Annotated in this window: 22 protein-coding genes and 1 riboswitch; of the genes, 14 read left to right on the top strand and 8 right to left on the bottom strand. The window is 69.6% G+C overall.

Annotated elements, in window-relative coordinates; translation table 11 throughout:
• Nucleotides 1-193: 193 nt before the first annotated feature.
• The 4 genes from ACFWMR_RS07160 to ACFWMR_RS07145 are packed head-to-tail and all read right to left on the bottom strand — an operon-like array spanning nucleotide 194 to nucleotide 2,692.
• Nucleotides 194-634, bottom strand: coding sequence for a GbsR/MarR family transcriptional regulator (locus ACFWMR_RS07160; protein ID WP_378377712.1), 441 nt, complete (start codon nucleotides 632-634; stop codon nucleotides 194-196).
• A complete protein-coding gene (locus ACFWMR_RS07155; RefSeq protein ID WP_378377710.1) occupies nucleotides 631-1,446 on the bottom strand; it encodes an alpha/beta fold hydrolase in 816 nt (271 codons plus the stop codon). Before ACFWMR_RS07155 ends, ACFWMR_RS07160 begins: the two co-directional genes overlap by 4 nt.
• 23 nt (nucleotides 1,447-1,469) lie before the next feature.
• On the bottom strand, nucleotides 1,470-1,907 hold the full coding sequence (locus ACFWMR_RS07150; RefSeq protein ID WP_378275168.1) for an SRPBCC family protein: 438 nt from the start codon (nucleotides 1,905-1,907) through the stop codon (nucleotides 1,470-1,472).
• A gap of 41 nt (nucleotides 1,908-1,948) precedes the next feature.
• Nucleotides 1,949-2,692: a class I SAM-dependent methyltransferase gene (locus ACFWMR_RS07145; protein WP_378377708.1), complete on the bottom strand. Its 744-nt coding sequence runs from the start codon at nucleotides 2,690-2,692 to the stop codon at nucleotides 1,949-1,951.
• 20 nt (nucleotides 2,693-2,712) lie between these two features.
• A riboswitch (cobalamin riboswitch) is annotated at nucleotides 2,713-2,869 on the top strand.
• Between the two features lie 80 nt (nucleotides 2,870-2,949).
• Between ACFWMR_RS07145 and ACFWMR_RS07140 the strand changes: the two genes are divergently transcribed.
• Genes ACFWMR_RS07140 through ACFWMR_RS07115 form a run of 6 tightly spaced genes read left to right on the top strand, consistent with a single transcriptional unit; the run spans nucleotide 2,950 to nucleotide 8,723 of the window.
• Nucleotides 2,950-4,458: an ABC transporter substrate-binding protein gene (locus ACFWMR_RS07140; RefSeq protein WP_378377706.1), complete on the top strand. Its 1,509-nt coding sequence runs from the start codon at nucleotides 2,950-2,952 to the stop codon at nucleotides 4,456-4,458.
• A 1-nt stretch (nucleotide 4,459) separates the two neighbouring features.
• Entirely contained in the window at nucleotides 4,460-5,401 is a 942-nt protein-coding gene (locus ACFWMR_RS07135) for an ABC transporter permease (RefSeq protein WP_378377704.1), read from the top strand.
• Nucleotides 5,395-6,180, top strand: coding sequence for an ABC transporter permease (locus ACFWMR_RS07130; RefSeq protein WP_378377702.1), 786 nt, complete (start codon nucleotides 5,395-5,397; stop codon nucleotides 6,178-6,180). The genes ACFWMR_RS07135 and ACFWMR_RS07130 overlap by 7 nt, the downstream gene beginning before the upstream one ends.
• The gene (locus ACFWMR_RS07125) at nucleotides 6,177-7,559 is read left to right on the top strand and encodes an ABC transporter ATP-binding protein (protein ID WP_378377700.1); all 1,383 of its coding nucleotides are present in this window, start codon (nucleotides 6,177-6,179) and stop codon (nucleotides 7,557-7,559) included. Before ACFWMR_RS07130 ends, ACFWMR_RS07125 begins: the two co-directional genes overlap by 4 nt.
• A gap of 25 nt (nucleotides 7,560-7,584) precedes the next feature.
• Nucleotides 7,585-8,226: a TetR/AcrR family transcriptional regulator gene (locus ACFWMR_RS07120; RefSeq protein WP_378377698.1), complete on the top strand. Its 642-nt coding sequence runs from the start codon at nucleotides 7,585-7,587 to the stop codon at nucleotides 8,224-8,226.
• Between the two features lie 2 nt (nucleotides 8,227-8,228).
• A complete protein-coding gene (locus tag ACFWMR_RS07115; RefSeq protein ID WP_378377696.1) occupies nucleotides 8,229-8,723 on the top strand; it encodes a nitroreductase family deazaflavin-dependent oxidoreductase in 495 nt (164 codons plus the stop codon).
• Here the strand turns inward: ACFWMR_RS07115 and ACFWMR_RS07110 are convergent.
• Both ACFWMR_RS07110 and ACFWMR_RS07105 read right to left on the bottom strand, forming a co-directional pair.
• Nucleotides 8,710-8,958, bottom strand: coding sequence for a hypothetical protein (locus ACFWMR_RS07110; protein ID WP_378377694.1), 249 nt, complete (start codon nucleotides 8,956-8,958; stop codon nucleotides 8,710-8,712). The two genes, ACFWMR_RS07115 and ACFWMR_RS07110, sit on opposite strands and share 14 nt — an antisense overlap.
• 85 nt (nucleotides 8,959-9,043) lie before the next feature.
• Entirely contained in the window at nucleotides 9,044-9,844 is an 801-nt protein-coding gene (locus ACFWMR_RS07105; RefSeq protein ID WP_378377692.1) for an SDR family NAD(P)-dependent oxidoreductase, read from the bottom strand.
• 78 nt (nucleotides 9,845-9,922) lie between these two features.
• Here ACFWMR_RS07105 and ACFWMR_RS07100 point away from each other — a divergent pair, with 78 nt between their 5' ends.
• The 7 genes from ACFWMR_RS07100 to ACFWMR_RS07070 all read left to right on the top strand — a co-directional run bounded on the left by ACFWMR_RS07100 (nucleotide 9,923) and on the right by ACFWMR_RS07070 (nucleotide 14,823).
• Nucleotides 9,923-10,510, top strand: coding sequence for a TetR/AcrR family transcriptional regulator (locus tag ACFWMR_RS07100; RefSeq protein WP_378377690.1), 588 nt, complete (start codon nucleotides 9,923-9,925; stop codon nucleotides 10,508-10,510).
• Nucleotides 10,511-10,596: 86 nt separating this feature from the next.
• The gene (locus ACFWMR_RS07095; RefSeq protein WP_093934834.1) at nucleotides 10,597-11,016 is read left to right on the top strand and encodes a hypothetical protein; all 420 of its coding nucleotides are present in this window, start codon (nucleotides 10,597-10,599) and stop codon (nucleotides 11,014-11,016) included.
• Between the two features lie 93 nt (nucleotides 11,017-11,109).
• Complete coding sequence (locus ACFWMR_RS07090; RefSeq protein ID WP_378377688.1) at nucleotides 11,110-11,778, top strand: DsbA family protein; 669 nt, start codon at nucleotides 11,110-11,112, stop codon at nucleotides 11,776-11,778.
• Entirely contained in the window at nucleotides 11,775-12,344 is a 570-nt protein-coding gene (locus ACFWMR_RS07085; protein WP_378377686.1) for a vitamin K epoxide reductase family protein, read from the top strand. Before ACFWMR_RS07090 ends, ACFWMR_RS07085 begins: the two co-directional genes overlap by 4 nt.
• Before the next feature lie 97 nt (nucleotides 12,345-12,441).
• Nucleotides 12,442-13,491 carry a C40 family peptidase gene (locus ACFWMR_RS07080; protein WP_378377685.1) on the top strand — a complete coding sequence of 350 codons (1,050 nt, stop codon included), beginning with the start codon at nucleotides 12,442-12,444 and terminating at the stop codon, nucleotides 13,489-13,491.
• 37 nt (nucleotides 13,492-13,528) lie between these two features.
• The gene (locus ACFWMR_RS07075) at nucleotides 13,529-13,891 is read left to right on the top strand and encodes a BlaI/MecI/CopY family transcriptional regulator (protein WP_093934830.1); all 363 of its coding nucleotides are present in this window, start codon (nucleotides 13,529-13,531) and stop codon (nucleotides 13,889-13,891) included.
• Nucleotides 13,888-14,823: a M56 family metallopeptidase gene (locus ACFWMR_RS07070; RefSeq protein WP_378377683.1), complete on the top strand. Its 936-nt coding sequence runs from the start codon at nucleotides 13,888-13,890 to the stop codon at nucleotides 14,821-14,823. Before ACFWMR_RS07075 ends, ACFWMR_RS07070 begins: the two co-directional genes overlap by 4 nt.
• Nucleotides 14,824-14,826: 3 nt before the next feature.
• Here the strand turns inward: ACFWMR_RS07070 and ACFWMR_RS07065 are convergent, their stop codons facing one another.
• Complete coding sequence (locus tag ACFWMR_RS07065) at nucleotides 14,827-15,996, bottom strand: LLM class flavin-dependent oxidoreductase (protein WP_378377681.1); 1,170 nt, start codon at nucleotides 15,994-15,996, stop codon at nucleotides 14,827-14,829.
• Nucleotides 15,997-16,399: 403 nt separating this feature from the next.
• Between ACFWMR_RS07065 and ACFWMR_RS07060 the strand changes: the two genes are divergently transcribed.
• Entirely contained in the window at nucleotides 16,400-17,491 is a 1,092-nt protein-coding gene (locus ACFWMR_RS07060; protein WP_378377679.1) for a S1 family peptidase, read from the top strand.
• On the opposite strand, the gene ACFWMR_RS07055 is transcribed toward ACFWMR_RS07060, so the two are convergent.
• The gene (locus ACFWMR_RS07055; protein WP_093934826.1) at nucleotides 17,492-17,893 is read right to left on the bottom strand and encodes a hypothetical protein; all 402 of its coding nucleotides are present in this window, start codon (nucleotides 17,891-17,893) and stop codon (nucleotides 17,492-17,494) included.
• Nucleotides 17,894-18,091 lie beyond the last annotated feature (198 nt).

Genomic DNA, 18,091 nt, shown 5'->3' with positions numbered 1-18,091 from the left:
GGTGTTTTTTTTTTTTTATTCTACTCTCTTAACCCCCCTGGGGGGGGGTTTTTTTTTTTTTGGGTACTACCCTTTACATTTAACACCACCACCCCTCCCGGACCCGATACTCGAACCCCGTTAGACGCGCGAGCGGCCGAGCACGACACCTTTGCCCTACTCCCAATAGAAGCCGACTCCCCCGCTCGCCCCTTCAGGACCGACGGCTCCGCAGCATCTGCTCTCCAGCGTCCACATAGGACTCGAAGAAGTCGGCGACCTCGGAGAGCCGGGCCTCGGCCTTCTCGTCTTCGGCACTTCGCGTTCCACTTCGCAGCACGCGGATGAAGGCGCGGGTCCGCTCGTGGCTGGCGGCGAGAAGCTGCTCGAAGCCGCCCACTGCCTCGACGAGCAGGCGGCGGCTGCCCGGTTGCGGGATGGTCCGGGCGAGACCCCATGAGACCAGCTCACGGACCGCCACGCTCACCGCCCCTTTGCTGAGGCCGAGTGCCTCGCCAAGCTCATCGAGCGACGCGGGGCTGGAATTCAGCAGGAGCCGTCCGTAGACGCGGCCGGTCGCGCGCGGAAGGTTCCACGACGCGAGAAAGTCTCCCATGGTCGTGGCGAACACATCGTGGTCCTCGGCGGGGGTCATGCCCTGGGCTCCACGTCCCAGCCGTCGATGATGTCCACGATGGTCTTCGTGGCCATCTCCGCCGCGTCCAAGGTGACCACGTGGCCGGCGCCGGGGACGACGTGTTCGGGCACGCCCTCGGCCCGCGCCCAGCGAGGCATCGCGGACGCGATGTTGCCGGTCTTGTCGTCCTCACCCCGGACGAGGCCGAGCGGAACGGGCGTGCGGTACCCCGGCTCCGGGTCGACGAGGGATACGGTGGCTCGCCAGACGTCAAGGAAGACGCGTTTGGGCATCCGCGCGAAGGTCGCCTCGCACTCGGCGATTCCCTCCGGAGTCACCGCTGAGGCACGGGCCATGAGACCGGGAAGCCGCGAGGCGGGGATCAGCGCCAGCGACGGTGCGGCGAACTTCAGCAGAAGCCGTTCCGCGGCCGTGAGGGGCCCCGCGTTCCACGTCGAGTCCACGACGATGAGGCCGCCCGCGCGTTCTGGGGAACGGCGGACCAGCGCCTGGGCGAGATTGCCGCCGAGGGAGTGCCCGATCAGGATCGGGCTGTCGAGACCGAGGTGGTCGAGGAGAGCCGTCAGGTCGTCGAGCGCGATCGCCGCGGTGAAGCCGGAACCCGGCGCGAGGCCCGACTCGCCATGGCCGCGCTGGTCCCAGGTGATCACCCGATGGCCGCGTTCGTGCAGAGCCTCGGCCTGGGCATCGAACATCCGATGGTCCATGCCCGCGCCGTGCGTGAAGACGACAGGACGCCGATCGCCCGCGAGGTCGCCGTACCGCAGTTCCTGGGCGCCCCGGCGGAGCACCCCGGTCATATTCACCATTTTCTAAATATAGCGCACACCGCTCAGTGCCCGGCCCAGCCGCCTTGTTCCTCGGCGGCTTCGACGTCGGAGTCCGCGACCGCGGTGTGCGCCAGCGCGGCGACGGTCTCCTCGAGCCCGCGTTGCACTTCCTCCTCGCCCGCCTCACGGACACTGCTCAAGGTCACGGTCAACCGGGACTCGTTGGCACCGGCGTCTTCGATCGACAACCGGCCGTGGTAGTCGTGCGGGCCTTGGGAACCCCAGCTCAAGGAGCGACTTTCCTCATCGACCTTCAGCCACGCTTCGGCTTCGACGTGCTCACCATCCACGTCGGCCTCGACGTGCACGGCGTCGCCGCCTTCCGGCTCGGCCTGGCTCAGCTGCGGGAAGAAGTGGGGAAGGTTCCGCGGTTCACGCAGGTAGGCGAACAGATCGGAGGCGGGCAGATCGATCGTGGCGGTGTGGCGGAATTCGGTCATGATCACGCATACCCTGTCCTCGCGCCATGGAAACCACCAGGTCAGCGAAGTGCTGTGAGGACGTAGTCGTCCCCGTACTGCCACACTGGCGCCACCTCCGCGAAGCCCGCCTCCCTGAGCAGTCTGGTGTGCTCCTGCGGGCTGAGCCTGTTGCCGTAGCCGGTCGAGATGCCGCTCAGCTCGTCGGCCGTGAACTCCGCCCGCAGCGCGGGATCGGCCGCGATCGCGGCCCACCAGCTCTTCCAGTCCTCGTTCGACCCGACCCCGGCCCGGACGGCACGACGGTTCTTGACGGCTTCGGCGAGGTCGCGGATGCCCGGTTGCTCGTCGTAGAAGTGGTCACCGTTGACGAGCGCCCCGCCTGCCCGGAGCACGTCCGCGAGGTCACGGTAGACGCCGGCGAGCCGATCCGGTTTCAGCCAGTGCAAGGCGGTCGTCGACACCGCGGCGTCGATCGCCCGCCACGTCAGCCAGCCGTCTTCGGCGAGATCCGCCTGGATGTACTCGATATCCGCGTCGTCAGGGCGGCTCGCCCGGGCGAGTGCGAGCAGGAACGGGTCGTTGTCGACGCCGACGACCCGCGCGTGCGGCAGGCGCCGGGCGAGCCGGGTGGTCAGCGAGCCCGGGCCGCAACCGAGGTCGAGCACCAGCGGCTCGGCGACATCGCGGCAGACGTGTTCGACGACGTCGATCAGGACGTCGAACCGTTCTTCGCGGTCGGCGACATAGCGTTCCTGCTGGAGGTCCCACCGTCGCACCCAGCCTGCCGCGAGCTTTTCGTCCACCGCGCTCCCCTTCGTGATCTTGATCCTGTGTAGCACAGGGCGCCCATGGGTTACCGTGTGCGCCACAACGTAAGAAGGTGCCCGTCGGGGGAAGCCGGTGTGAATCCGGCGCTGACCCGCAACCGTGAACGGCCGTACGCCGTGAGCCGGACTGCCCGCCGGGTACTGCCAGCCCCAACTGTCGTGGAGTGCGGAGCGGGGTCCCGTTTCAGCGCGTCCGCGCGCCCGGGACAGTGCTCGATGTCCCGGAGGTAACTGTGACGCGTCATCCGCTCGGCCGTCGGCGTTTGCTCGCCCTCGCCGCCCTCGCGCCTCTGGCCGCCTGCGGGGGCGCGCCCACGGACACGGGCCGGTTGCGGGTCGCGTTCGCGGCGGGCGGTTCGAAGGAAACACTGGACCCCTCACAGGTTTCGCTCTTCGTCGACCAGGCGCGGGCCAAGGCGCTCTTCGACACGCTGGTCGCCTACAACGCCGACACCTCGTTGCGGCCGCGGCTGGCCGAATCCTGGGAGAGCGACGATTCCGGGACGCGCTGGCGGATCCGGCTGCGACAGGCGGCCTTCCACGACGGACGCCCGGTCACCGCGGACGACGTTCTGTACAGCTTCCGGCGGATCGCCGACCCCGCACTGGCCTCCTCGTCCCGCCAGTACTTCGCGAAGGTGGACTTCGGCCGCAGCAAGGCCGCCTCCCCCCGTGAACTGGAGCTGGTGCTGAGCGCGCCCGACTTCGAATTCCCGTCGGGCTGGGGCGCGCCGGGAGCGGAGATCGTCCCCGCCGGGACGACGGCGTTCGGCGCGCCGGTCGGCTCCGGTCCGTTCCGCTTCGTCTCGTTCACTCCCGGCGGCACGACTGTGTTCCGCGGGAACGAGTCCCATTGGGACGGTGCGCCGAGCGTCGGCGAGCTCGAATTCGTCCCGGTCAACGACGAAACGGCCCGGGTCAACGCCCTGCTCTCCGGACAGGTCGACTACGCCCACGACCTCGCGGCCGGTACCGCGGCCAGGCTGGGCGGCGACGGACGTGTCTCGCTGCTCGAAGCCCGGGGGACGACGATGCAGGGTTTGATCCTTCGCCTGACCCAGCCGCCGTTCGCCGATCCTCGGCTCGTGCGCGCCGTCCTGTCCGGAGTGGACCGCGAAGCCTTGAACCGGGTCGCATTGGCCGGACGCGGCGAGATCGGCAACGACCTGTTCGGCAAGGGACTTCGCGGCTACGCCACCGGCATTCCCCAACGCTCCCGGGACGTGGACCTGGCCCGCTCGCTGGTCCGGGAAGCGGGCGCCGAGGGACTCGCTTTCGCCATCGAAACCAGCGACGTCGATCCCGGTTTCCCCACCGCGGCGACGCTGATTTCCCAGCAGCTGAACGAAATCGGGCTGAAGGCCACGCCGAACACGCGGGCGGCGAGCACCTACTTCGGCGAAACGAAGACCAAGGGGGTCGCCGCGCTCACCCGCACCGCCACCCTGCCGGTGGCGACGTTCCTCAACCAGCGCTTCCGCACCGGCGGTTCGAACAACGTCAACGGGTTCGCCTCGCCGGAGTTCGACACGCTCATGGACCGTGCCGCCGCCACCTCGGACGAGGGTGCCCGGCTGGCCCTGTTCGCGGACGCCCAGCGGATCGTGCACGAGTCCGGCGGCCTGCTCGCCTGGGGCTTCAGCACCTGGACGATCGCGACGTCGAAACGGGTGTCCGGGGTGGTCACCGCGCCGCCGAACACCTTCGACTGGGCGAGGTTCGACCGCGCCCGCCTGTCCTGACGTGCCGGGGTACGCCCTGCGCCGGCTCGGGTTCGCCGTGCTCCAGGCGTTGTTCGTGCTGGTCGCCACGTTCGCCGTGACCGCGCTGCTGCCCGGCGACGCGGCTTCGGTCGTACTCGGCGAGCAAGCCACCGACGAGCAGGTGGCGACGGTGCGCCACCAACTCGGCCTCGATCAGCCTCTCCTCGACCGGTTCGGGCACTGGCTTTCGGGCTTGGCCACCGGTGACCTCGGCCGCTCGCTCGTCACCGGCGCTCCGGTGACGGACGAGATCGCCCGCCGGTTCACCGCCACCGCCGTGCTCGCCGGGGTGACGGTGCTCGTGCTCGTTCCGCTCGCGCTGGGCGTCGGGGTGGCGTGCGGTGTCCGCGAAGGCTCCCGGACCGACCGGATACTCACGGCCGTCACGTTGTTCCTGCATTCGATCCCCGAGTTCGTCCTCGGTCTGCTGCTGGTCGCGGGATTCGCCGTCTACACCGGACTGTTGCCCGCCACCGCGGCCGGGACGGACTTGACCGAGCGTCCCGAAGTGCTCGTGCTGCCGGTGATCGTGCTCGTCGGCCGTCAGCTGAGCGACGTCGCCAGGCAGATCCGGGTCGGCGTCGCGGAACAGACCCGCGGGCAGGTGGCGGACCATCTGCGCCTGCTCGGCCTGCGCGAACGCACCGTCGTGCTGAAGCACCTCCTGCCCGCCGCCGCGGCGCCCGCCGTGCAGCAGCTCGCCCGCGCTGTCGAGGGGCTGCTGACCGGCACGGTGATCGTCGAATCCCTGTTCGCGATCACCGGGATGGGCACGGGTTTCGTCGAGGCCGTGCAGAACCGGGACATCCCGCAGGTGCAGGGATACGTGCTCGTGTTCGCCGGTGTCGTCGTGCTCGGGAACCTGGTCGCCGACCTGGTCGCGCACCGGCTGACGCCGCGCCGGGAGCTGGTCACGTGGTGAGCCGGACGCTCGGCTGGATCCTGCTCGCCGTCCCGGTGCTGTTCGCGGTGGCCGGACCGCTGATCGCGGGTCCGCCGGTGTCCGTCGGGGCGCCGTGGCAGCCACCGGACTCCGCCCACCCCCTCGGTACCGACGTCCTCGGCCGTGACGCGCTCACGGTGATCCTCACCGGCGGCTTTCCCGTGATCGGCATGACGGTCGCCGCGCTCGGGCTCGCCTACCTGATCGGCGTACCGCTCGGTCTCTTCGCGGCCGGTCGCGGCCGGTGGGCCGACGAAGCCGTGATGCGATCGCTCGATCTCGTGCTGGCGTTCCCGTCGCTGCTGGTGCTCATGGTGCTCGCCGCGACCGGGCATCGCGGGCCCGGTGTGCTGATTCCCGCCGTCGCCGCCCTCCAGCTGACGGCGATCACCCGCGTCGTGCGGGCCGCGGCGCTGGCTCCCGGCTGCCGCGCCGCCGTGGAAGCCCTTACCCTGCAAGGACAACCGTGGTGGCGCATCCAGCTCGGGTACGTCGCCCGGTACGTCACCGGCCCGGTCGCCACCGACGCCGGGACCCGGCTCGGTGTGGTGCTCTATCTGCTGGCGTCGGCGAACTTCCTCGGTCTCGGCCTGCCCTCGGACTCCCCGGACTGGGCCGTGGTCATCGAACGCAACAGTGAGGCCCTCTACACCGCTCCCGCCGTCGTACTGGTGCCCGCCGCGCTGCTGATGGCGTTGTGCGTCGGCACCAACCTCGTCACCGACCGGTTGCTCGCCGCCCGGCGGGTGATCCTGTGACGGTCTTGGAGATCAGCGGCCTGTCGGCCCGTGCCGGGGACACCGCTCTGCTCGACGACGTTTCGCTGGCGCTCGAACCCGGCAGGGTGCTGGTCGTGCTCGGCGCGTCCGGCACCGGGAAGACCACCCTGGGTCTGGCCGCGACCGGGCGGGCGCGGCCCGGCATCGAACTGTCCGGCTCGATCCGGCTGGCGGGTTCCGCGCTGTTGGGCCGCACCGGCGCGGAACTCCGGCGGATCCGGGCCGGGGTCGTCGGTCATCTGCCGCAACAGCCTTCGGCGGTACTGGACCCGGTCCGCCGCTGCGGGCCGGTGCTGGCCGAACTCGCCGCGATCCGTCACCGCGGCCGGACGGCGCGGCTGGCGGCGGCTCGCACCGCGCTGGCGGAAGCGGGACTCGACCCGGACCTGTGGCGCCGGTTCCCGCATCAGCTCTCGGGCGGGCAGCAGCAGCGCATGGCGCTGGCGACCACGCTGGTGACCCGGCCGGAGGTCCTCGTCCTCGACGAACCCACGAGTGGTCTCGACCCGGCGAGCGGAGCGGCGCTCGCCGCCCGCCTCACCGAGCTTTCCCTTGCCGGGACGGCGTTGCTGATCCTGACCCACGATCTGACGCTGGCTCGCGCGTTGCCCGGCGACGTCGCCGAACTCCGGGACCGCCGGCTGGTTCCGTGCGAAATCGAGTCCGGCCAAGATATTCCTGACAAGTCTCCGTCGCCTTCACCGGCGTCACCGGTGCTCGTCGTTCGCGGGCTCACGGTGCGCGCCGGGCGGACGGCGCTCATCGAGGACCTCGACCTGGAACTGGCCGCGGGCAGCCTCACCGCGCTCACCGGCGTCTCCGGAGCGGGCAAGACGACACTCGCCCGCGCGCTCGCCGGACTGACCCCGCCGAGCGCGGGCACCATCGAAGTCGACGGAGTCCGCCTCCACCGGCAAGCCCGCCGTCGCGGGCACGCGCAGTTGCGGGCCGTCCAATACGTCCACCAGGACAGCCGCGCCTCTTTCGACGAGTTCCGCGGGGTGCTCGACCAGGTAGCCGACACCGCCTGTCTCCTTCGTGGCGCAAGCCGTTCCGCCGCCCGGCTCGAAGCGTCGGAAGTCCTGCGCGCTCTAGGTGTCAACCAGGCCGGCCATCGCCCGGGACAGCTCTCCGGCGGGCAGCTGCAACGCTGCGCCGTGGCCCGCGCTCTCCTGGCCCATCCGAGAGTGCTGATCTGCGACGAAGTGACGTCGGCTCTCGACGCGGCCAACCGCGCACGGCTTCGGGAAGTCCTCACGGCCGCGACGAAACGGCATGGCACCGCGCTGCTGATGATCAGTCACGACGACGCCTTCGCCGCGGATCGCACCCTCACCCTCGAAGGCTCTATCAAGTGATTGAAACGAGTGATAGCCTGCCGTCGTGACCAGCACCGAGCAGCGGCTGATCGCCGCCGCCGAACGCCTTTTCGCCGAACAGGGCGTCGGTGCGGTTTCCCTGCGCACCGTGATGCAGGCGGCGGAAACGAACGTGGCGGCGATCCACTACCACTTCGGTTCCAAGGAAGGATTGCTCGACGCGATCCTGCTCAGCCGCCTCGACCAGGTGACCGGCGAACGGAACGCGGCGCTGGCCGAACTGGCCGAGGGCGAGGTCACCGCGCGCGAACTGGCCGTCGCGTTCGTGCGGCCCGTGGTCGCGGTGCTCGGCTCCGGCGGCGAGCATTGGATCCGCCTCGTCGGCCGGCTTCTCACCACCGACGAGAAGGGGCTGAGTACTTTTTCCGACTCGTTCCTCCAGCGCAACGCGAGGTTCGTCGAACTGCTGGAGCGCGAGTCCCCCGGCACGCCCCGGAGAACGCTCGATTTCCGGCTGACCCAGGCCATGCAGTTGACACTGAACGTCCTGGGCGACATCGAGCGTGTCCGACGGCTCGTCGCTCCGGACGCCGAACCCCGCGCCTGGCCGCTCGACGAGGTCGTCGCCGATCTCGTCGACGTCGTGACGGCCGTCCTCGCCGGACCTTCCGGCGAGCGCCAGATCCCGCCCAGCTTCAGGAGTTGACGATGGGACGTTTCAGCCTGCCCGAGGAGACCCCCAAGGGCCTGGACTCGCCCGTGACCGCCGCCGCCATGAAGTACATGGCCAAGGCACAGGTGAAGATCTTCGAACTGACCAACGGCCGTGTCGGCGCCAAATGGCGCGTCGGGGCCGCCTTTCGCAAACCGGCCCCGACATTGCTGCTGGAGCACCGGGGGCGCAAGTCCGGCCGCTTGTTCACCACTCCCCTGTTGTATCTGCGCCACCACGAGGATCTCGTCATCGTGGCTTCCCAGGGCGGCCTTCCGCGGAACCCGCAGTGGTACTTCAATCTGATCGCGGATCCCGCGACCCGGGTCCATCTCAAAGGGCGGCGCGACGTTCCCGTCACGGCGCGCGTCGCCCCACCGGAGGAGCGGGGCGAACTCTGGCCTCTTCTGGTCGGCCTGTACGCCGATTTCGCGAAATACCAGGCGTGGACCGAAAGGGAGATCCCGGTCGTGGTGCTCAGTCCGCGCTGATCGCCGCGCGGCGCTTCCGGCGCTGACGGACGAAGGACGTCCAGTAGTGGGTGCTGCCCACAAGAAGCCACGCTCCGAGACCTACGTTGAACCAGTTGTTCCAGCGCATCGGCCCCTCATCGGTCAGGCCCAGCACGATCCAGAAACTCCCGATGACATCCCAGAGCAGCGCGAGCCAGAACGCTGCCTTCGCGGGCATTCTCGTCTCGCCGAAACTCCATTTCGCCGAAGCCATAGCGTTCCCCCTTCGCCACCGTGGTACCCGGAGCCGCAGTCGGCAAACCGCCTTCCGGTACCCGTTCCAGCGAGCGGCCGAAGCGTCAGAACGCGCCGCGGACCGTGCCCCCGTCGACGCGGATCGTCGCACCGCTGACGTATTCGGCGTGCGGGCCGCACAGATACGCGACCGCGCCCGCGATCTCGTCGGGCCTGCCGTAGCGAGACCTGTCGTTGGGCACGAGCTCGCGGACCGAGTTGTGCTCGATCTCTTCCCAGCTCTCGCCCCAGCCGCGTTCCGGCGACAGCGCGGTCAGGAAGTCCTGGACCGCGGGGACGAGGATCGCGCCGGGCGCGACGACGTTGGAGGTCACGCGCGTGCCCGCCAGATCTCGGGCCAGTGAAACCGCCAGATTGTGCCGGGCGGCCAGTGACGCGTTGTAGTGCAGGTGACTGCCGAACGGCTGGGTGGCCAGGCCGCCTCCGATGGTGACGACCCGTCCGTAGTCACGCTCGCGCATGGCGGGGACGAGCCGCTGGATCATCCGCACGCCGGAAACGACGTTGACGTTGTAGGTGTGCAGCCAGCTGTCAGAGGTGGCCTCGGCCCAGTTCAGGTGCTCGTAGGCGCCGGCGTTGTTGACCAGGATGTCGATGACACCGCCCGCGAGCGCGTCCTCGGCGACCCGGTCCGCCCCGGCGTCGGTGCCGAGGTCGCCCACCGCGACGACCGCTTTTCCGCCGTTTTCGATGATCGAGCCGGCGATCGCCTGTGCACGCTCGGCGTTCCGGCCGTGAATCACGACCTCGGCTCCCTCGGCGGCGAGCAGCCGGGCGGTGGCCTCTCCCAGCCCGGAGGTCGAGCCGGTGATCAGCGCCCGACGTCCCGTGAGCTGCAGATCCATGAGAATTCCTTCCGATCAACGCTATGTCTACAGCTGTATACTACGCTCAGTTATGTATCCACCTGTAGACTTGCTCGCATGAGCCGCACCACACCCCGCACCCGCAACGCGGCCGCGACCCGGCAAGCCATTCTCGAAGCGGCGATCACGGCGTTCACCCGCCACGGTTACGACGGTGTCGGCCTCCGAGAGATCGCCGCCGCGGCAGGCGTGACAGCGATCCTGATCAACCGCTACTTCGGTTCCAAAGAAGCCTTGTTCACCGAGGTCGTCGACGTCTCCTTCGCCCAACCCACGATGGTCCCGAAGGAGCCGGCGGACGACCTCGCTGCCCTGACCGCTCGTGCCCTCGTCGAGCGCACCGCCCCGGAAGCCGACCATCTCGGCCCGTTCGAGCTGCTGCTCAAGTCGGCGGCCAACCCGAGGGCGGCGGAGATTATGCGGGAAGGCATCCGGAAACACGTCGGCGCGCGGTTCACCGACGCCCTGTCAGGCGCTCACGCGGAGGAGCGCGCCGAGCTGGGCCTGGCCTTGCTGGCGGGCACCTGGCTGATGCGCCGGATCATCGGCACCCCCGCTCTGCGTGAAGCCGATCCCGAACAGCTGACGGCTCAGGTCGCCCACGTTCTCGCCGCGATCGTGGAGCCGGGGTCCGCGAGCGGCTGACCCGACGGGCAGGACCGCAAGTCGCGCGGACCGCCGCGTGCCGGAGTTCGCCGTGGCTTTACAAAGGCGTCTTTACTCTTCTGTCCGTGCCCGGTGGAAGGACTGCGAAGACGGCCGCGCGGCTGTTCGCCGTGCTGGCCGCGTTCACCATCGTCGCCCTGGTCCAGAGCGCGCTGTGCAGTGACGGCGCCGCCGCGGCCGGATCGCCCTGCGCTCCCCTGTTCGCCACGGAAAAGACCCATGCCGCGGCCGACGAATGCGAACCGGCGGCGCCGCAGGCGAGCCCAGCGGGTGACCACGCCGCCCGGCTCGTCCCGGGCGAGCCTCCGCACAACCACCTCGACGACGCCGCCGGGATCGGCCTGGCACTGGCCGCGCTCTTCCTTCTCGTCCGGCGCCGCCGCCCCGACACCGCGGGCCTGTCACACGGTCTACCGCTGTCCTCGCTGTCCAGGCGGTTGGCGACCACGCCGCCGCTCGTCCAGCTCTGCGTTTCCCGTACCTGATCGGCGATGCCGGTCGTGACCGGTCCGCCCCGAGGCGGACCGGCAGGCCATGCCGCCTTCAGTTGCCCGGAACCGAGCCAAGGACTCAGCAGAATGACCAAGAACACCAAGGTTTCCCTGACGATCGTCGCCGTCGTCGTCGCGGTGGTGGCCGCGCTGCTCGTCTTCACCAAGCGGGGCGAGAACGCCCCGGCCGCCCAAGCGGACGCGCCCCCGGTGGTGCCCGCGTCGATCCTGGTCCGGCCGGACAGTCATCGGCTGTCCGATCCGGCCGGTGCCGAGGTGACCGTCGTGGAGTTCCTCGACCTGGAGTGCGAGGCGTGCGGCGCCGCGTTTCCCGGTGTCGAGCGCCTGCGCGCCGAGTACGGCGACCGCGTCACCTTCGTGATGCGTTACTTCCCCATCCCCAGCCACCAGAACGCCGAACTCGCAGCGCGAGCCGTGGAGGCCGCCGGCCAGCAAGGCAAGCTCGAACCGATGTACCGCCTGATGTTCGAGAAGCAACCGGAATGGGGCGATCAGCAGGTCTCCCACCGCGACACCTTCGTCGGCTTCGCCCGCCGGCTCGGACTCGACACGGCAGCCTTCGAGACCGCGCTGGACGACCCGGTCACCCTCGGCCGGGTCCTGGCCGACCGCACCGACGGCGCGGACATCGGCGTCGAGGGCACGCCGACGTTCTTCGTCAACGGCGTCAAGTTCTCGGGGTCACCGTCCTATCAGGCCCTCAAGGCCGTCCTCGACCGGGAGCTGGCGAAATGACCGGGGAACGCGCGCCGTTCGCGGTCCGCGTGACACCGTGGGTGCTGCTGATCGGCGGCGCGATCGGCCTGGTGGCCGCGCTGGTGCTCACCGTCGAGAAGATCAAGCTCCTCAAGGACTTCTCCTACATTCCCACGTGCAGCGTCAACCCGGTCCTCAGCTGCGGGTCGATCATGAAGACGCCGCAGGCGGAGCTGTTCGGCTTCCCCAATCCGTTGCTGGGGATCGCCGGGTTCACCGTGGTCCTGACGACGGGCGTCGCGGCACTGAGCGGGGCACGGCTCCCCCGCTGGTACTGGCTGGGCCTGCAAGCGGGTTCGGCGCTCGGCGTGGTGTTCGTGCATTGGCTGATGCTCCAAAGCCTGTACGTCATCGGCGCGCTCTGCCCGTACTGCATGGTCGTCTGGGCGGTCACCATCGCCGTCTTCTGGTACACGACCCTGCACAATCTCCACAAAGGCCGGACAGTGCTCCGCTACCACAGCGTGGTGCTCGTTCTCTGGTACGCCGCCATCGCCGCCGCGGTCCTGCAAGCGTTCTGGAGCTACTGGAAGACGCTCGTCTAGTACTAACCGTCTTAGTAGGACTTCACCGCGCGCTCACAGCCGTCCCCGTACTACTAAGCACGATAGTTGACCCTGTACGACAGGAGATTCGGCACCCGTGACCCCACACCGGCGCTCACCGCGGCACCCCCTCGCCGCCACCGCCGCCGTCATGATCCTCGGCCTCGGCGCGCTTCCCGCGAGCGCGCAGCCCGCACCGCCGGACGGCCAGGATCCGATGCGGCGCTACCAGGAACTCGGCGCCCAGGCGGCCAAGGCCGACGAGGACCTGCTGGAATCGCAAGACCGGCTGAAGACCCGCGAGACGGAGCGCGACCAGGCGACGGCCGCCCTCGGACAGGCCGACAGTGACCTCACGCAGGCACAGTCGGCCATCGATCGCTTCCGGCCGCAGGTCGAGGCGATCGCGCGGTCCGCGATGAACGGCGAACAGCTCGGCAACGCGGTCCTGCTGCTCGACAGCGGAAGCAGGCAGGAGTTCCTCGACCGCTCGTCCGCGCTGGCGGTGCTGGCCGGGGAGAAGGCCAAGGCGTTGAACGGTCTGCGCGACGCGCTCGGGAAGGCGCGGACAGCCCGCGCCACCGCCGCGGGCGCGCGGGAGACTGCGCAGCTCGCGGCGAACGACGCGACCTTGGCGCTGGATCAGGTCCGCACGCGCAAGAAGGACCTCGACACCCAGATCGCCAAGGTCCGCGAAGCCCTCGGCGACCTTTCCTCGTCGGACAGGACGAAACTCGGCAAGGTCCAGGACAAGGGCTCCTATCTCGGCCCGCCCGGCGCCGCGAACGACGCGCTCCAGGCGGCGTTGTCCAAACGCGGCTCGCAATACGAATGGGGCGCCACTGGGCCGAGCGAGTTCGACTGCTCCGGCCTGACGTCGTGGGCGTACAAACAGGCGGGCGTCTCACTCCCCCGCACCAGCCGCCAGCAGTACACCGTCGGCAAACCCGTCCCGCTCGACCAGCTCGTCCCCGGCGACCTCGTCTTCTACGACGACGGCACCGGCGATCCCGGCGCGATCCACCACGTCGGCATGTACGCCGGGCCGGGCAAGATGGTCGACGCGCCGACCGAGGGCCAGCTGGTCGACGTCCGGTCGGTCAAGGGAGACGGGCATCTGATGGGCGCCCGGCGCATCGTCGGCTGAGCGGGACGCGCGCAGTATCCTTCCGGGCGGAGGTGTCATGCAACGGCTGGGCGAACTCGAAGCGTCGGTGATGGACGTGCTCTGGAATTCGGCGGAACCCTTGCGGGTGCGCCAGGTTCTCGAGGCGATCAACCAGCACCGCGATCTCGCCTACACCACGGTGATGACGGTGCTCGACAATCTGCACCGCAAGGAATGGGTCGTGCGGGAGATGGAGAATCGCGCGTACCGCTATCGCGCCGTGGCGACCCGCGAGGAGGCCACCGCGCAAAGCCTGCGCGAACTTCTCGACGCCTCGGACGACCGGGAATCCGTGCTGCTGCATTTCGCGCGTTCGGTCACCGAAGAGGAGTCGGACATCCTGCGGCGGGCGCTGCGGCGGAAGCCCGGCAAGCGATGATCCTGGCGGCGGTTCTCCTGTTCGGCGTCGTGCTGATCGGCTGGTTCTCGCCGCGGGTGCTCGGCAGGCTCACCGCGGGCGGGATCAGCCCCTGCACCGCGATCGCGTGGTGGCTGCTGACCGCGCTCGGCGTCCTCGCCGGCGCCTTGGGCGCCGTCCTGCTCCTCGTCCTGCCCGGCCACGGTCCCGCCACGGCCATCACGCGGGTTCTCCACGACTGCTGGGCCGCGGTGGGCCACAGCGACCTGCCCGGTCTGGACCCCGTCGCCGCCACTTTCGCGGGCGCCGCCCTCGTGCTCGCGGGGGCCCGGCTGGCCGTGGCGTCGGCACGGCGCCGGAAACGCGGTATCCGCCTGCACCGGCGTCATCTCGACGTGCTCCGGCTGTCCGGCGCCCGGCCGGGGCCGACGCTGTGGCTGCCCGAAGACCGTCCGATCGCCTACAGCCTCGGCGGCCGGGACGGCCTGATCGTCGCCAGCGAAGGGCTGGCCGCGCGGCTCTCACGCCCCGAACTGGACGCCGTCCTCGCCCACGAACGGGCTCATCTGCGCGGCAGGCATCACCTTCTGACCGCTTCGGCCGACGTCCTCGGCCGCGCGCTGCGGTTCGTCCCGCTCATGCGCGAACTTCCGGGCGCGGTCCGGCTGCTGGTCGAACTGGCCGCCGACCGGGCCGCCGCCGACCGGCACGGATCCGGGACCGTGCGCTCGGCGCTGCTGTCCATCCGCGCGGCGGACGGGCCGCGCCGCGCGCTCGGCATGGCAGGCGGCGACACCGAGATCCGGCTGCGCCTGCTGACCTCGTACCCCATCGGGCGGTCCCGTTTCCCGGCCCGGGCGAAAGCGGTCGCGGGCGGAACCCTCGCGTTGCTGGCACCGCCCGCCTTCGCCACCGGACTGCTGTTCGCGACCGGACTCGTCTCCTGCTGGTGAGCCTCAGGCCAGCTCGGGGATCAGCTCGCCGATCAGGCGGATGCTCTTCAGCACCTTCTCGTGCGGGATGCCGCCGATCTGCTGCAGGCACATCATCCGGTCGATGCCCAGTTCCGCGTAGGCCTTCAGCTTCTTGCGGCAGGTCTCCGGGCTGCCGACGATCAGCGAGTCCTGCTCGCTCAGCACGGTGAAGATCTCGTCGTCCGGCACGGACTCACCCTGCAGGATCCGGGCGATGAGGAGGTTCGCCTCCGTCGGGGCGTTCGACGCCTCACCGCGCAGGAAGTCTCCGGTGAGCCCGCCACCGCCGGGCGCGGTGACGATCTCCTCCTGCCGGGCGTTCAGGCGCACGAACTCGCTCGCGGCCTCGAAGAACGTCAGCGCCGTCACCGTGTACCAGGCCGCGGCCGCGGCGGCACCGTTGCGCATCGCCTCCTCGTCGGTGTCCGCGCAGTGCACGAAGGTGAAGAACCCGACCTGGTCGTTGACGAACGCCCCGACCGGATCCGCGCAGCGCCCGGCCGCGTCCCGGTACAGCTTGATCAGCCGTCCCGCGCGTTCCAGCGATTCCCACATCGTCGTGCCGAGGACACCCACCCCGCGCCGTCCCGCCTCCTCGAACGACGCCGGACTCGCCGCCGCCTGCCAGAGCGGGGGATGCGGCTTCTGGACCGGTTTCGGCGAGATGGGCACGTCGTCGACGCGATAGGCGGCGCTTTCGTAGGAGAACCGTTCGGCAGTCCACATCCGCGGCACCATTTCGAACGCTTCCTGGGTCTGGGCACGCGCCTCGTCCGGTTCGATGCCGAAGAGGCGCCACTCCGGGATCGTCGACCGGGTCAGGCCGAGTTCGACCCGGCCCCCGCTGAGGTGATCGAGGGTCGCGGCGCGTTCGGCGACGCGGATCGGGTGGTTGAACCGGCCGGGCGCGAGCACCGCGGAATGACCGAGCCGGATGCGGCTGGTGCGCTGCGAAAGCGCGGCCAGCATCAGCTCCGGCGCGGACGACAGGCTGAACTCCCCCGCACCGTGGTGCTCGACCTGCCACCAGCAGTCGTACCCGAGCTCGTCGGCGAGGACCGCCTGTTCCATCGCCTGGGAGAACCTGAGCCGCTCGTGTCCTTCGGGCCACGGCCGCGGGTTCTGGATCTCGTTGAACAGGTCGATCTTCATCCACGGCCTCCGTCTGCTCCGGGGTCACCGAAAGATCAGTCCGCGGGTGCGCGAGCCGCGTTACAGAGGTCGCACGTTCGGCGCAGCGAGACCTGTTCGTCATCAAAGCGGGCAAACGGGTTCAGCCGCACACAATCAGGTGACGAACGCGGAACCGGCCTTTTCCCGAATGCCACACCCCCGTCGCGGATTGTCGTGGACCGGACAACACATCGGGGACGGTAAATCGGGCATTCTCCACTCACAAGAGTGAGCGACGCCCGGAAATGGCGCGTTCCTTTGCGCCGGAAAGGGGAATTGCAGGCGCTACTCATTCGGCGGCATTCGAACGGGACCGCGCTGTCGTAACGTCGATTCTCGCTATACACCCCGCGAAGCATTCCCGCGATATCTGGAGGTTTTCGTGATACGACGTCCTCTGCGCACCTTCACCGTCCTGATCGGAGCCGCGGCAGCCGTCACCGCGTTCGCGACCCCGGCTTCGGCGGCCCCGGCGCTGAACGAAGCGGCGGGTCCGGCCACCCTGGCCGCCGCACAGCAGAAACTCGGCACGTCGCTCGGCGCCGCGTTCGCCGGGTCCTGGCTGGACACGGCGACCGGCGAACTGGTCGTCGGCACCACCGACGCGGCCCAGTCGGCGAGGATCCGGGCGGCGGGCGCCGTCCCGAAGGTGCTGCGGCACAGTACGGCCGAACTGAAGCGGATCCAGTCCACATTGGACAACAGAACCGTGAGCCTGCCCGGCTCAGTCGCGGGCTGGTACATCGACGTCGTGGCCAACGACGTCGTCGTCAGCGTGGTGGGCGGCGACGCCACCGGCCGGGCGTGGGCAGCCTCCGCCGGAGTCCCGGTCCGGGTGGAGCAGGTGAAGAGCGCGCCACGACCGCTGTGGGACGTGATCGGCGGACAGGGTCTCTACTTCAGCGGCGGCGCGTGTTCGGTCGGGTTCAACGCCTATGACGACGACGACCGCTACGTGATCACCGCGGGGCACTGCACCGAACTCGGCGGCACCGTGCACGGCGCCGACGGCACGATCGGCAAGGTCGCGAAGTCGTCCTTCCCGGGTAACGACTACGGGACCGTCAAGGTGACCCACTCCGACGTGGACACCCCGCCCCGGGTCGACCGGTACGAGGACGGTAACGACGTGCGGATCGAAGGCGCGGACGTCGTCGGCGTCGGCGGGCGGATCTGCCGCTCCGGGATCACCACCCACTGGCAGTGCGGACGGGTCGAAGCGCTGGACCAGACGGTGAACTACGGCAACGGGAACGTCGTCCGGGGACTGACTCAGACGGACGCGTGCGCCGAACCGGGTGACTCCGGCGGCTCGTTCGTCAGCCGTCCGTCGTCGGGTTCCGGCACGAAGCTGGTGCAGGCGCAGGGTATGACCTCGGGTGGTTCCGGTGACTGCCGCTCGGGCGGCACCACCTTCTTCCAGCCCGTCAAGGAGGTGCTCAACCGCTACGACCTGACGCTGGAAAAGGACTGATCACCCCGCCGGGAGGGGCGGCCGATCCCTCGGCCGCCCCTTGACCCGTCCGGCGAGTTCGTCCGCCTCGTGGACGAGTTCCTCGATCTCGGCCCACCGGCGCCGGACCCGTTCGCCGTCCGCCACCAGCGTGCCGGAAACCATGCCCAGGAACAGGTTCGCGTCCGTCCCGATCTCCGCCAGCCGCAGGAAGGGAAGGCGATCTTCCTCGGTTCCCGCTCCGTGCGCCGCCGCCCATTCGCGGGCCCGCATCCCGGCGTCGTGACACGCGTCGACGAGGAGCGTCCGGATCTCCTCCGTCCGGTTCCCCGGACTCGCGGGAGGTTTCCCCATCAACGGGAAGATGTTCCAGGCCACCGAGAGCAGGCAGTCGGCCACGTCGTCCATCGACTCCACGTTCACCGCGCGGAGTGTTCCGGTCCGGGCCCGCTGCCAGGCGGAATGACTCGCGCGATCGGCAGGATCGACCCGATCGTGTGGCCGACGTCAGAAGCGGCTGGAACGCCCGCGCGGACGTTTCAGCCGCGAGCAGGAGGTGTCGCGAAAGCCACCTTCGCACCCTTCAGAACCGGCGCCCAGTCAGGCGAGACAAGCCGAAAG

The organism is Amycolatopsis thailandensis (assembly GCF_042723255.1).
Taxonomy (GTDB): Bacteria; Actinomycetota; Actinomycetes; order Mycobacteriales; family Pseudonocardiaceae; genus Amycolatopsis; species Amycolatopsis thailandensis.
This window is presented reverse-complemented; position numbering and strand designations above follow the sequence as displayed.